This window comes from Anoxybacillus sp. FSL W8-0104 (assembly GCF_038004465.1).
In the GTDB taxonomy this organism is placed as follows: domain Bacteria; phylum Bacillota; class Bacilli; order Bacillales; family Anoxybacillaceae; genus Anoxybacillus; species Anoxybacillus flavithermus_G.
Genome location: NZ_JBBOQU010000001.1, coordinates 1,740,140 through 1,753,575 on the forward strand (window position 1 = coordinate 1,740,140; position 13,436 = coordinate 1,753,575).

Consider the following 13,436-nt stretch of genomic DNA (forward strand, 5'->3'; position numbering starts at 1 on the left):
TACAGATAAACATGTTTGTACGCAAAAAAGAGCCGCTTACACGAACGTGTGAACGGCTAACATTTCTTTTCCACTATACCACATGTTTCTTCTTTCCTCAATGCTCTTAATGATCGCGTGTTTCGACAATATCACAAATATAATGTAATAGCGACGCATCAATTTTTGCTTCATCAAGAAGTTTGCGCGCTTCTTTCATATGATCGCAAAGTTTTTTCTTTGCCCCATCAAGCGTCAAAAGAGAAGGATACGTCGATTTATCGTTTTCAATATCGCTTCCTACTTTTTTTCCGATCTTTTGTTCGTCTCCTTCAATGTCTAAAATGTCATCGCGAATTTGAAACGCTAAACCGAGATGGCCAGCAAATAATGTTAACAACGTTAATTGTTGTTCTGTTGCTTCACCTAATATCGCACCTGCTCGAACGCTATATTGCAACAACTTTCCAGTTTTATGGCGGTGAATGTATTCTAATTGTTGCAAACTAATTGTTTTTCCTTCTCCTTCAAGGTCGGCTACTTGTCCGCCAACCATTCCTTCGGGTCCAGCTGCTTTTGCTAATTCAGAAATAAGACGAACTTTTACATCCGATGAAATGGTTTTGTCATCTGCAACTACTTGAAAAGCGTATGTCAGTAACGCGTCGCCTGCTAAAATCGCATTCGCTTCACCAAATACTTTATGATTTGTCGGTTTACCCCGCCGTAAATCATCGTTATCCATGCTCGGCAAATCGTCATGAATAAGTGAATACGTATGAATCATTTCAAGCGCACAGGCAACAGACATACCGATGCCAATTGGTTTACGAAATGCATGTAACGTTGAGAGCAACAAAAGAGGGCGAATCCGTTTTCCTCCTGCTCGCAACGAGTAGAGCATCGCTTCTTTAATTGTTTGAGGTGCTTGCAACGATTCAATATACGTCGGTAGCTGCTGTTCAATTTGCTCTTTATATTGTCGCAATAACCGTTCCACGTTTATTCCTCCTGCACTGTAAACGGTTCAAGCTGTCCATCTTCCCGTAAAATAAATTCCATTTGTTTTTCCACTTGTTGTAGTTTGTCGTGACAAAACTTCGATAATTTCATGCCCTCTTGAAAAAAATGAATCGCTTCTTCAAGCGGAACGTCCCCTTCTTCTAACTTTTGCACAATTTCTTCAAGTTTGTTCATCGCTTCTTCAAACGTCATACGTTCTCCTCCTCAGTATTTGAAACAATACAATGTGCGCGCCCGTCTTGAAAGCGGATTTGAACACGATCCCCTGTTTGCAATTGTTTTACTGTCTTAATGAGCGTTTCTTGCTCATCATACGCGAGGCTGTAGCCACGTTCCATAATTTTTAATGGGCTGAGCGCATCGAGCTTCGTCATCGTTGTTACAAGCGACCATTTTTTTTGTTTCATCACATCGTTCATATTACGAACAATTGTTTGTTGTAACGTACGAATGCAATCAGCCGCTTTTTCGATTCGCGATTGTGGATGATGTGCAAACAGTGTCAGTTGCAACTGTTGGAGTTTATGTTCTTTTTGTTTTAACATATCGTTCATTTGTCGTTGCAATCGGTCAACAAGTATATCTAACTGCTGCTCTTTTTGTTCGTAAAGCCGTTTCGGATAGCGAAACGCATACGATGAACGCAACGATTGAAGCCGTTTTTGTTCCGCATTTAACCGTTCTTTCGTCGCTCGAATGAGACGAGCTTGTTGGTCGGATACACGCGAAAGCAAATCTGCGACATGCGGCACAGCAAGTTCCGCCGCCCCCGTCGGCGTCGGCGCACGCAAATCCGCAACAAAATCAGCGATCGTATAGTCTGTTTCATGTCCGACGGCAGAAATAATCGGAACGCGCGAGGCAAAAATCGCTCGCGCCACGATTTCTTCATTAAACGCCCAAAGTTCTTCAATCGAACCTCCACCGCGTCCGACGATGAGCACGTCAATATATCCGATATCATTTGCTTTTTGAATCGATTGAACGATCGATAACGGAGCTTGCTCCCCTTGAACGAGCGTCGGAAATAGAATCACCTTTGCGAGCGGATAGCGGCGGCGAATCGTCGTTAAAATATCGCGAATCGCTGCCCCCGTTGGCGATGTTACAACACCAATATGTTGCGGGAATTTCGGAATCGGCTTTTTATGCTCTTTAGCAAATAGCCCTTCCTGCTCTAGTTTCTTTTTTAACTGCTCATACGCTAAATAAAGCGCACCAACACCATCCGGTTGCATCTCTTTTACGTATACTTGATACGTTCCGCTTGGCTCGTATACGGAGATTTCACCGCGAACAAGCACAGTCATTCCGTTTTCTGGTTTAAATGTTAGTTGGCGATTATGCCCTGCGAACATAACGGCTTGAATGCGCGCTTGTTCATCTTTTAACGTAAAGTACATATGTCCACGAGAATGATATGTAAAATTAGAAATTTCACCTTTAATCCATAAATCTTGTAAATGAGGATCAACTTCAAATTTCCGCTTAATGTATTTCGTTAATGCCGCAACCGTTACATACCTCATGTCTGCCACAAAAATAACCTCGCTTACTTATGTTGTTCACGCGCTGCTTGCACTGTATTGTGCAACAGCATCGTAATCGTCATCGGTCCGACACCTTTTGGCACAGGGGTAATATAGCTTGCTACTTGTTTTACATCATCAAAATCGACATCTCCGCATAACTTTCCGTTTTCTAGTCGATTCACACCGACGTCGATTACAATTGCTCCTTCTTTCACATAAGAAGACGTAATAAGCTTCGGTTTGCCGACCGCAACAATTAAAATATCTGCTTGGCGTGTGATCGCTTCTAAATCGTTTGTTCGGGAATGGCAATATGTGACTGTCGCATGTTCGCGCAAAAATAGTTGACCGACCGGCTTGCCGACGATATTACTTCGTCCAACGACAACGACATGTTTTCCTGTAATATCAACTTGCAAAGATTGAACCATATATAAAATACCATATGGTGTACAAGGCAAAAACGTTTGTTGCCCCGTCATCATTCGTCCGACGTTTAACGGATGGAAACCATCGACATCTTTTTCGGGCGCAATGGCTTCAATCACATGTAGCTCATTAATTTGTGGTGGCAACGGCAATTGCACTAAAATGCCGTGTATTGAGCGGTCTTTGTTTAGACGAGCAATTTGCCCTAGCAAAAACGATTCGGATATGTCATTTGGAAAAGTCAGCAAAACAGAACGAATTCCAATTTCTTCACATGCCTTTTGCTTCGCTTTTACGTACGATTGTGAAGCAGGATGATCTCCAACAAGAATAACAGCTAACGCTGGCTCAATACCTTCTCGTTTTAACTGTTCGACTTCTTTTGCTAACTGCGCTCGCTTTTCTTTTGCTAATTCAAAACCGTTAATGATTTGTGCTGCCATAAATCCTTCTCCCCCTTATTCTTTTAAGACAATGTTTCTTTTATTTTTGCAAGCACGCCGTTAATAAAGCGACTTGATTTTTCATCGCCAAATACTTTGGCTAACTCAATAGCTTCATCCATACTTACACTCAACGGGATATCATCCATATATTTCATTTCGAATACAGCCATACGTAAAATCGAGCGATCGACGTTTGCGACACGCTCTAACGTCCATTTTTCTAAATGTTGGCGCAATAAATCATCAATTTCTTTTTGGTATTTAACTACACCAAAAACAAGCATCTCCATAAACGGATCTGTTTCTTCTTCAATGACGTTCGCAACCGCTTCGTGTGGCTCAATGCCTCCTACGTCAATTTGAAACAATGCTTGTAACGCTTTTTCTCTTGCTGTATGCCGCTTCATGACCAAAACCCTTTCTATCATATTGTCGAAAATTATATCATGATCATAACATATTTCGACGAAAGAAAACACTCACCTATGGAAAAAGGGCGATCCCGTAAACGAGATTGCCCCCTCTTCTTTATTCGACTTCCGATTCTTGTTTCGATGACTCGAATTGAACGCCGACAATATGAACGTTCACTTCAGCTGTCTCTAGCCCTGTCATCGTCAACAATGCTTGACGAACGTTTTCTTGAATTTTTTGTGAGACGGTTGGAATGGACACACCAAAGTTCATGACACAATAAATATCAATGATAATGCCGCGGTCTGTTAAGTCGACTTTTACACCTTTACCGTGATTTTTTTTCCCTAATCGCTCTACAACACCGGCAGCAAAGTTGCCGCGCATTTGTGCTACACCCTCAATTTCAGATGCCGCAATGCCGGCGATGACTTCAATCACTTCCGGTGCAATTTCTACTTTTCCTAGACCGTTGTGGCCATTTTCCATTTCCAATACGTGTTCAGACATAACAAATGCCCTCCTTTATCATTAAGAGTTCATTACATCGTATGTTTCTAAAAACTTTGTATTAAAGTTTCCTTCGACAAACTTTTCATGCTCGAGCAATTTCAAATGAAACGGAATCGTTGTATGAACTCCTTCAATAACAAACTCACTCAATGCGCGTTTCATACGTGCGATCGCTTCTTCGCGCGTCGGTGCATGAACGATCAGTTTGGCAATCATCGAATCGTAATACGGCGGAATCGTATAACCTGGATAAGCAGCAGAATCCACCCGCACGCCAAATCCCCCTGGAGGCAAGTACATTTGAATTTTCCCAGCCGATGGCATAAAGTTTTTCGCAGGGTTTTCCGCGTTAATACGGCATTCGATAGACCAACCGTTAAACGTCACATCTTCTTGTTTCAGCGTTAATTTCTCACCAGAGGCAATGCGAATTTGCTCTTTAATTAAATCGACACCTGTCACCATTTCCGTCACAGGATGTTCTACTTGGATGCGCGTGTTCATTTCCATAAAATAAAACTGGCGATTGCGATAATCGTAAATAAATTCAACTGTTCCTGCTCCTGTGTATTGAACGGCTTGCGCTGCTTTGACAGCTGCTTCCCCCATTTTTTGCCGCATTTCTTCATCAAGTACAGGAGATGGAGTTTCTTCTAGTAATTTTTGCAAACGACGTTGAATTGTACAATCGCGCTCACCAAGATGAATCACATTTCCATATGAATCGGCTAACACTTGAATTTCCACATGACGAAAATCTTCGATGTATTTTTCAATATACACCCCTGGATTTCCAAACGCTGTTGCTGCTTCTTGTTGTGTGATCGTAATTCCTTTAATGAGCTCTTGCTCATTTCGAGCGACTCGAATGCCTTTTCCACCGCCACCTGCAGTTGCCTTAATAATAACAGGATACCCGATTTCGTTCGCTAGCGCAATTGCCTCGTCAATGCTTTCAATAATTCCTTGTGAACCAGGAACAATCGGAACTCCAGCTTGTCTCATCGTCTCACGTGCAACATCTTTCGTTCCCATTTTTGTAATCGCTTCCGGACTTGGTCCGACAAACGTTACGTTACACTCACGGCATAGCTCAGCAAAATCAGCATTTTCAGCTAAAAAACCATATCCTGGGTGAATGGCATCACATTGGGTTAACGTTGCCACACTCATGATGTTTGTGAAATTCAAATAGCTGTCTTTAGACGTTTTTGGACCGATACAATATGCTTCGTCTGCTAATTGAACATGAAGCGCTTCACGATCGGCTTCTGAAAATACAGCAACCGTCTCGATGCCAAGTTCTTTGCACGCCCGAATAATTCGAACAGCAATTTCCCCACGATTGGCGATTAACAATTTTTTTATCATCTCGATCGCTCCTTTATTCAGGCTTCACAAGGAATAAAGGTTGTCCATATTCAACGAGCTGGCCATTTTTCACAAGCACTTCTACAATTTCTCCATCGACTTCTGCTTCGATTTCGTTAAACAATTTCATTGCTTCAACAATACATACGATCGTATCTTTTTTCACTTTATCGCCAACTTTTACGTACGGTGCTGCATCTGGCGATGGCGCTGCATAAAACGTACCGACCATCGGCGAGGTAATCGTATGTAAGTTTTCTGTTGCAACAACTTGTTTTTCCGGTCTCGCTTCTTCTTTCACTTCCACCTTTTCAACGACTGGTGTCACCGGCGTCTGTTGTTGAACGACAGCTGCCGGCGGCACGTCTACTTTCGGTGGAGCAACGACGACTTGTTCAGCTGCTCCAGCTTTTTTCATTTTAATTTTGGAGCCATCGTGCTCGTATACAAACTCCACAATGTTTGACTCGTTTACTAATCGGATTAATTCGCGAATTTCTTGAATTTTCAACATCGACTTACACCCCTCGCCCCATCATTTGTAGAAAAGATTATACAATACCATGATACGACACACCTTTTCCATTATTCAATAAAATGATAAGAAAATGTTAGAAAATTTATATCTGGTCATAAAAACAATTATTATTATATAGTATTATAAAATTTATTTTCAACCGAAAAAAAAATAACCGGATTTCCGGTTATTTTTGGAAACGAACAGCTACGTCTTGTACGCGGCCGAGTTCGCTTTGAACGAGCTGAATGATTTCATTCGCGGCTTTTTTCGAATGTTCTTTTGCTTTTACTGTAATATGCACTTGATTTTCGTGAACGCGAACGAGCGCATCGTCGTATCCTTTCGATTTAATTAACGTTTCTAACACTGCTTCTTTTTCTGCAATGTTCGATAGTTGTTGCAACTGATCAATCGCCTTGCTTTTTTCTTCGGCAGATACGTTATTGGAAGCGACAATGGCATTGAGTTCTTGACGTAACTTGCTTCGCTCATCCTCAATTTCGAGTCGAAGCGCCGTAAATAGATCGTCGCTTCCTGTATTCGTTTGTTCAACAGTCACGTCTTCCTCATTTGCGACTTCTTCTTTCATCGCTTCATCCGTCGGTGTTAAACCTTTTTCATTGTTTGCCTCTTCCTTTTGTTCAAACGCTACTTGCTCTGTAAGCTGAGGACTTGTTACATAATACACCGATAAAACGACAACTAAACTAAACATAGTTAACAACCAAACCGTTTGTTTTTTCAACATATGTTCTCCCCCTTACTTTTTTGGTAAAACAGCAACGCGATGGCTTGGAACGTTCAACGTTCGCGTCACTGCTTCGACAATCCATTTTTTCACTTGCACTTGATCGGCTCCTTTCGCAACAACAAGCACACCACGAATTTCCGGCTTTTTCGTTTGCAAAACGAGAGGTGTTTCTTCGTCCCCTTTGCGCACGATCACAATTTTTTCGTCTGTTGATTCATCCTCGATTTGACGCTTTCCTCCTTCTTTATCTTCTTCCATCGTTCGCTTTTTTTGAACGGTTGCATTTTTTTCAAGTACGTTTCGCTCTGTGGCATCAACATTTACGATCACTTTTACTTCACCAACGCCAACAATCGCTTCAAGCGCTTCTTTTAGTTGTTGTTCGTATCGTTCTTCATAGTCGGCAATTTGCTTTAATTTTTTTTCTTCATCTGATTGGCGAAATACAGCTTGAGTTGCTTCTTGCTGAACTTGTTTGGAAGAAGAAAAGTTGAACACGTTGCCAAAAATCATAAACGATAAGCCGAAAACGAAAAGGATGACGATCAATCCGTTTTTTTCAATCCATTGTTTCACCCCTCCCTACTCCCTCCTTTCTAGATGAATCGTAATCATCTCTGGATCCACTTCCCACATATGCGCTAAAAAGCGGGCAATGTCGTCATGTTGTTCCGTTGTTGATGGTGATGATTGAATGCGAATGGGCTTGACAACAGAAGTCGCTTCTTCTGCCAACTCTACCGTAATTGCCTCAATCGGAGGTGGGATTTGGTCTGATTCCCCAATCGTTAATGAAACGTCCGTCACCGTTAACCCATATGTGCGCATCAACTCCTCAGCCGCTGTGTTCTTTAGCTGGACAGCCATTTGTTCTAAAATATATGCACGTTGCGAGGCTTGTATTTCTTTTTTCTTTCTTTCAATGTCATTTTCAATCGTTTCGTTTTGTTGTCGCTGAATGGAAGCAAACCACGTATCTACGTTCCCGTGAAACAAATGAAGAAGCGGAGAAAATAAAATGAAAATAAACAATAGGCCGACGACCATTTTTACATACTTTTGAAACGAACCGTTTGGTAAAATCAATTCAATGACAACGGCTAGCAAAATAAATGTAATGAGATGAGAAATCCATTCTGTCAAGAGTCCCACAGCGTCCATTCCCCTTTCAGCGAACCATCATCGTTAAATTTCCTGCTGCAATGATGACGGTCATACTTAAAAAAAACATAAGCGATACGATCATCAAAGCAACAAGTACATACATAATGCTTTTGCCCATGATGCTTAAACAGGAAATGACGATGCCGCCTCCCATCGGTTGTAATATAGCAGCTGCTAGTTGATAAATAAGCGCGATGACTAAAATTTTGAGCGCTGGAAACGCTGCAATTAAGAGCAATAAAGCGACTCCGAACAACCCAACTGTATTTTTTAATAAGACGGAGGCAGTGACGACGGTGTCAGCAGCATCAGTGAACATTCGTCCAATAATGGGAATGAAGTTTCCTGCGACAAATTTAGCCGCCCGTATCGCAATTCCATCGGCAATGGCGGTTGTCGCTCCTTTGACAGACAACACGCCGAAGAAAATCGTCAACATGATCCCGAGTGAACCGACGCTAATGTTGCGCAACAAATTTGCTAGTTTTGTTACTTTATAATGTTCGCTCAACAAGCTAACAATGCTTAAAATTGTCGCTAAAAACAAAAGCGGCAATGAAAAACGCTCAACGACCGTTCCTGTTATATTCATAAAAAACAGCACAATCGGATGGAAAAAGGCAACAGATACAACTCCCCCCGATGACGCCATAAGCGCCAGTAAAATGGGTAAAAGCGCAATCATAAAGCTTGTCATCGTCTGAATAGCTTCTTTCGCATACGTCACCGCAACATGAAAACTATTTAATGCGATAATCATAAGCACCATATACACAACCGCATGCGCCACTTTGCTCACAGCGTGATATGAAAATGCGTTTTGTAACGATTGTAAAAATAAGCTAAATATCGTTAGTAAAATAAGCATACTTAGCAATTTTCCATTCGCCATAAGCTCATACAATAAAAACTTTATAAACGCCTGCAACCATTCGCTGAGCGACAGTTCTTTTTCCCCGTTAATAAACTGCCAAAACGATCCTTTTTGACTTTCCGGCAGTAGCCCTCCGTATTGTTGAACGATATGATCCCAATATTGCTTGATCGACTCTACCCCAACTTGTTCTGCTTGTTGTTTGACTAGCTCATTTGTTGGCGGTGAAGCTTGTACAATAGAAGGCAAGAAAAAAAGAAGAAAGAAAAATAAAATCGGAGCGCGCTTCATGTCATCACCCCTTCATCGGAAGAAAACTCAAAATGGTTTCGATTAGAGCAGTTAAAATTGGGATGGCCATCGCTAAAATTAAAATTTTCCCACCAAGTTCAATTTTTCCCGCAATCGCTCCCTGTCCTGCATCTTTTGAAATTTGTGCACCAAACTCCGCAATATAGGCAATGCCAATAATTTTCAAAATCGTTTCAACGTACACCGTTTGAACGTGTGCTTCATTCGCTAACGTTTGAACCATGCGAAAAATGTCTTGGATGCGATCAATTAAGAATAAAAAAATAACTGTTCCGACAAACACAGTCAGCAAAAGCGAAATATTCGACTTATGTTCGTTTAAAATCGTCACTAAAAACGTGGCAATCAATCCAAGTCCAACAATTTGTAAAATATCAATGGGTATTCCCTCCTAACTTTGAAACAAAAAAACGGATTTAATTTTTTGAAATAAGTCTTGGACGATCGAAATAACTAAAAATAAAATATAAATAAACCCTAGTAATGTAACCCATTGAGCATATTCCTTTTTTCCGAATCCTTCTAACACCGTATGCAAAAAAGCAACGACAATGCCTACACCAGCAATGCGAAAAATTAAATCAACGTCAACGCCCATTTTGAATGTCCTCCTCTACATGAGTAAAAGCACGATGAGAATGCCCGTTAACACGCCTAAACTTTTCATCATTTTTTCATAGCGCTGTTGTTTTTCAATGGCATCCCCTTCTTCTCTCTCTAAATGCACCATCGTTAAGCGAATGTAATTTTGTTGAATTTCATGATCGTACTGTCCAAGCGTCTCGCCAAACTGCTTCATAATTTCCAATTCCCCTTCTTTTAAAGCGGTCATTTTCCATATTTCATGTAAACTTTCTTCCCAAGCTTGACGTGCGTTCATCGTTCCTTTTTGCAACTTTTGCGCAAACGATTCAAACAACCATGACAACGGTTTCGATAGTTGCTGGGATAAGCGAAGGGAGGCGTCTATTAACGGTGTATGCCCGTACATAATTTCTGCTTCAAGCGCCTGTAACGCCATTTTTAACTGACGTAACTGTTTTGTACGCTCTCGTAAAAGTCGCGATGCTTCAAAACCGGACCATGTCGTTGCTAATATGATGCATAATGCTCCGATCCATTTCATTTACATCACACTCATCTTTCGATATACATCACGACCGTTTGAATCGCGAATGGCTTGAATCGTTCCAGGACGTCCGATATTCGTCAATTCAACAAAGCGCTCAAATACAGCTTGTTCTATAATCGGACGCAGCGATGGACGCTTCATTAAATCGTCCAAATGGCGACCGTGCGCTGTCATAAATAAACCAACTCCTGCATGAACCGCTTCTAAAATAGCCGTACAATCCGCTTCGCTTCCAATTTCATCGACAACAAGAACGTCCGGGCTCATCGAACGAATCATCATCATCATCCCTTCTGCTTTTGGGCATGCATCGAGCACATCGACACGGCATCCGAATGTAAATTGCGGAATGCCTTTGACACACCCAGCAATTTCTGATCGTTCATCGACAATGCCAACTTTTCGAGGAGCAATATGCTGTTCTGTCACTCCGCCACTGACGATGCGTGCAATATCGCGAAGGAGTGTTGTTTTTCCTGTTTGCGGTGCGCCAATGATGATCGTATTCATCCATCGTCCGTCGTATAAGTAAGGAAGAAGTGGCTCAGCTATGCCGATTTGTTGACGGGCCATTCGGATGTTAAATGACGTAATATGTCGAATCGCTTTTACTTTTCCGTCTTCTACAATCACTTTTCCGGCTAAACCAACGCGATGCCCACCTTGAATGGTGATGTAGCCTTTTTTTAACTCTTCCTCGATTGTGTAAAGAGAATATTGACTTAGTTTATTTAATAGTTCGACACCTTCTTCCGTTTGTACAACATGCGGACATATGTACGACCTCCCACCAGCAATGACTTCCAGCGGCCGATGAATACGAATGCGAATTTCTTCAATCGTAGACTGGGGAAAAATAGAAAACGATTGAATGGCATCAACAAGCGTTTTAGGCAATATATTCAACACTGCTTGCATTCTCTTCCCCCCTCATTTCACAACATAAATACCGATCAATATACATACAACTCCAGCGCCGATCCATGCGAGCTTAAATAATGATAGCTCATTCGCTACTGCCACAAGCCCAATCATCATGACAACGAAAAAAATCGTCGGACCGACAACCGCAAGCAATGTGTTGACCGCAAGCGCCTTTTTTACGTCGTTGAACGACAACATAACGATCGCTGCGCTTAACTCAATCGCTGCAGATAAAAAACGTAACCCTGCCATCGTCCAAACCGTTGCATCAGTTTTCATCGCATCCTCCTTGTACAACAGTGCTAGTACAACGTATGCAGAAATGAGACAATTCAGAAGTATAGAGAGAAAAATTTGTGGGGGATGTACAAATAAAAAATCGCCCTGCTTTTTCACAGGACGATTACTTTTTATTATGCACGTGATACGTATGTGCCGTCTGTTGTGTTAATAATTAATACATCGCCTTCGTTGACGAAGAACGGTACTTGAACGACAAGACCTGTCTCTAACGTTGCTGGTTTAGAACCACCTGATGCTGTATCACCTTTAATACCTGGCTCTGTTTCAACAACTTTTAACTCAACGGTGTTTGGCAATTCAACACCAATCGTTTCACCTTGGTACATCATAATAAATACTTCCATGTTTTCTTTTAAAAACTTTAATTCATGTTCAATTTGTTTCGCAGGTAGTTCAATTTGCTCGTATGATTCCATATCCATGAACACATGTTGATCGCCGTTTGCGTATAAATATTGCATTTTGCGGTTGTCGATTTGTGCTTTGTTTACTTTTTCACCTGCGCGGAACGTTTTTTCTTGAATCGCGCCTGTGCGCAAGTTACGAAGTTTTGAGCGAACGAACGCCGCCCCTTTTCCTGGTTTCACATGTTGGAATTCGATGACGCGCCAAATGTCACCATCGACTTCAATCGTTAAGCCTGTACGAAAATCGTTTACTGAAATCATGTTCATTTCCTCCTATGTCTATAAAGTAATGAGATCTTTTGGTGAAAGAGTGAGCCGCTCATTGCCGTTTTCTGTAATGACAATGTCATCTTCAATGCGAACACCGCCTAATCCCGCTATGTAAATGCCTGGTTCGACCGTCACAACCATTCCCGGCTGTAGTACTGTATCCGAACGCATTGAAAGCGCCGGCATTTCATGCACTTCCATGCCAAGACCATGACCAGTAGAATGCCCAAAGTATTCGCCAAATCCACAAGCGGAAATGTAATCACGTGTGAGCGCATCTGCCTCTCGTCCTGTCATCCCTGGACGAATATGTTCAACACCACGAAGCTGAGCTTGCAACACGACATCATATATGCGCTTTAACTCGTCGCTTACATCTCCAACTGCAACCGTTCTCGTAATATCAGAGCAATATCCTTTATAATATGCGCCAAAATCAAGCGTGACGAGCTCACCTTTTTCGATGACTTTCTCTGTCGCCACCCCATGTGGCAATGCTGAACGCACACCAGAAGCAACAATCATGTCAAAAGACGAGCTTGTCGCACCTTGTTTACGCATAAAAAACTCTAATTCATTTGCCACATCTATTTCACGCACACCTGGGCGAATAAAATCGAGAATATGGCGAAATGCGGCATCGGCAATCTCGGCTGCTTCCTTTAATATCTTAATCTCTGCTTCCGACTTAATCAAGCGTAACTTTTCAACCGCGCCGGAAACAGGAACAAGCGTTGCTTTAATCGCTTTTTCATATGCTGAAAACGTTGCATATGAAAGATCGTCTTGTTCAAATCCGAGCTTTTGAATGCCTAATCGCTCGACTTGTTTCGCCACTTCTTCAATGAGCGTCTGCGTATGTTGCACAATTTCATATCCTTCAATTTGTCTTGTCGCTTGTTCAACGTAGCGAAAATCTGTAATAAATACGGCGTCTGTTTCGCTAATTAAAACAACACCTGCCGTTCCTGTAAAATTCGTCATATAGCGACGGTTATATTCATTTGTAATGAGAAATCCGTCAATGCCATGTTCATTAAATTGCGCGCGAAGCTTTTGTAATTTATCCAAC

The 13,436-nt window shown here is 41.7% G+C and carries 19 protein-coding genes; all 19 read right to left on the reverse strand.

Going from position 1 to position 13,436, the window contains the following annotated elements:
• Positions 1-106: 106 nt before the first annotated feature.
• The 19 genes from NST18_RS09180 to NST18_RS09270 all read right to left on the reverse strand — a co-directional run bounded on the left by NST18_RS09180 (position 107) and on the right by NST18_RS09270 (position 13,435).
• On the reverse strand, positions 107-979 hold the full coding sequence (locus tag NST18_RS09180; RefSeq protein WP_064214088.1) for a polyprenyl synthetase family protein: 873 nt from the start codon (positions 977-979) through the stop codon (positions 107-109).
• Between the two features lie 2 nt (positions 980-981).
• Complete coding sequence (locus tag NST18_RS09185) at positions 982-1,194, reverse strand: exodeoxyribonuclease VII small subunit (RefSeq protein WP_004889602.1); 213 nt, start codon at positions 1,192-1,194, stop codon at positions 982-984.
• A complete protein-coding gene (gene xseA / locus NST18_RS09190; protein ID WP_192949112.1) occupies positions 1,191-2,531 on the reverse strand; it encodes an exodeoxyribonuclease VII large subunit in 1,341 nt (446 codons plus the stop codon). The genes NST18_RS09185 and xseA overlap by 4 nt, the downstream gene beginning before the upstream one ends.
• 23 nt (positions 2,532-2,554) lie before the next feature.
• Positions 2,555-3,406: a bifunctional methylenetetrahydrofolate dehydrogenase/methenyltetrahydrofolate cyclohydrolase FolD gene (gene folD, locus NST18_RS09195; protein WP_004889600.1), complete on the reverse strand. Its 852-nt coding sequence runs from the start codon at positions 3,404-3,406 to the stop codon at positions 2,555-2,557.
• Positions 3,407-3,429: 23 nt separating this feature from the next.
• Positions 3,430-3,816, reverse strand: coding sequence for a transcription antitermination factor NusB (nusB, locus tag NST18_RS09200; RefSeq protein ID WP_004889599.1), 387 nt, complete (start codon positions 3,814-3,816; stop codon positions 3,430-3,432).
• A gap of 121 nt (positions 3,817-3,937) precedes the next feature.
• The gene (locus NST18_RS09205) at positions 3,938-4,333 is read right to left on the reverse strand and encodes an Asp23/Gls24 family envelope stress response protein (protein ID WP_004889598.1); all 396 of its coding nucleotides are present in this window, start codon (positions 4,331-4,333) and stop codon (positions 3,938-3,940) included.
• A 21-nt stretch (positions 4,334-4,354) separates the two neighbouring features.
• Positions 4,355-5,707, reverse strand: a complete 1,353-nt coding sequence (gene accC, locus NST18_RS09210; RefSeq protein ID WP_064214086.1) for an acetyl-CoA carboxylase biotin carboxylase subunit — start codon at positions 5,705-5,707, stop codon at positions 4,355-4,357.
• A gap of 13 nt (positions 5,708-5,720) precedes the next feature.
• Complete coding sequence (accB, locus tag NST18_RS09215) at positions 5,721-6,221, reverse strand: acetyl-CoA carboxylase biotin carboxyl carrier protein (protein ID WP_004889596.1); 501 nt, start codon at positions 6,219-6,221, stop codon at positions 5,721-5,723.
• 190 nt (positions 6,222-6,411) lie between these two features.
• Positions 6,412-6,975, reverse strand: coding sequence for a SpoIIIAH-like family protein (locus NST18_RS09220; RefSeq protein WP_004889595.1), 564 nt, complete (start codon positions 6,973-6,975; stop codon positions 6,412-6,414).
• A 12-nt stretch (positions 6,976-6,987) separates the two neighbouring features.
• On the reverse strand, positions 6,988-7,554 hold the full coding sequence (gene spoIIIAG / locus NST18_RS09225) for a stage III sporulation protein AG (RefSeq protein ID WP_004889594.1): 567 nt from the start codon (positions 7,552-7,554) through the stop codon (positions 6,988-6,990).
• Positions 7,555-7,560: 6 nt separating this feature from the next.
• Positions 7,561-8,139, reverse strand: coding sequence for a stage III sporulation protein AF (spoIIIAF, locus tag NST18_RS09230; RefSeq protein WP_004889593.1), 579 nt, complete (start codon positions 8,137-8,139; stop codon positions 7,561-7,563).
• 7 nt (positions 8,140-8,146) lie between these two features.
• The gene (spoIIIAE, locus tag NST18_RS09235; RefSeq protein ID WP_004889592.1) at positions 8,147-9,307 is read right to left on the reverse strand and encodes a stage III sporulation protein AE; all 1,161 of its coding nucleotides are present in this window, start codon (positions 9,305-9,307) and stop codon (positions 8,147-8,149) included.
• A gap of 4 nt (positions 9,308-9,311) precedes the next feature.
• On the reverse strand, positions 9,312-9,713 hold the full coding sequence (spoIIIAD, locus tag NST18_RS09240) for a stage III sporulation protein AD (RefSeq protein ID WP_268915724.1): 402 nt from the start codon (positions 9,711-9,713) through the stop codon (positions 9,312-9,314).
• A 6-nt stretch (positions 9,714-9,719) separates the two neighbouring features.
• Positions 9,720-9,926: a stage III sporulation protein AC gene (gene spoIIIAC / locus NST18_RS09245; protein WP_004889589.1), complete on the reverse strand. Its 207-nt coding sequence runs from the start codon at positions 9,924-9,926 to the stop codon at positions 9,720-9,722.
• Positions 9,927-9,941: 15 nt separating this feature from the next.
• The gene (spoIIIAB, locus tag NST18_RS09250; protein WP_004889588.1) at positions 9,942-10,454 is read right to left on the reverse strand and encodes a stage III sporulation protein SpoIIIAB; all 513 of its coding nucleotides are present in this window, start codon (positions 10,452-10,454) and stop codon (positions 9,942-9,944) included.
• On the reverse strand, positions 10,455-11,378 hold the full coding sequence (spoIIIAA, locus tag NST18_RS09255) for a stage III sporulation protein AA (protein ID WP_004889587.1): 924 nt from the start codon (positions 11,376-11,378) through the stop codon (positions 10,455-10,457).
• 12 nt (positions 11,379-11,390) lie between these two features.
• The gene (locus NST18_RS09260) at positions 11,391-11,663 is read right to left on the reverse strand and encodes a YqhV family protein (RefSeq protein WP_004889585.1); all 273 of its coding nucleotides are present in this window, start codon (positions 11,661-11,663) and stop codon (positions 11,391-11,393) included.
• A gap of 134 nt (positions 11,664-11,797) precedes the next feature.
• On the reverse strand, positions 11,798-12,355 hold the full coding sequence (gene efp / locus NST18_RS09265) for an elongation factor P (RefSeq protein WP_004889583.1): 558 nt from the start codon (positions 12,353-12,355) through the stop codon (positions 11,798-11,800).
• Between the two features lie 18 nt (positions 12,356-12,373).
• Positions 12,374-13,435, reverse strand: coding sequence for a M24 family metallopeptidase (locus tag NST18_RS09270; RefSeq protein WP_004889581.1), 1,062 nt, complete (start codon positions 13,433-13,435; stop codon positions 12,374-12,376).
• Between the last annotated feature and the right edge of the window lies 1 nt (position 13,436).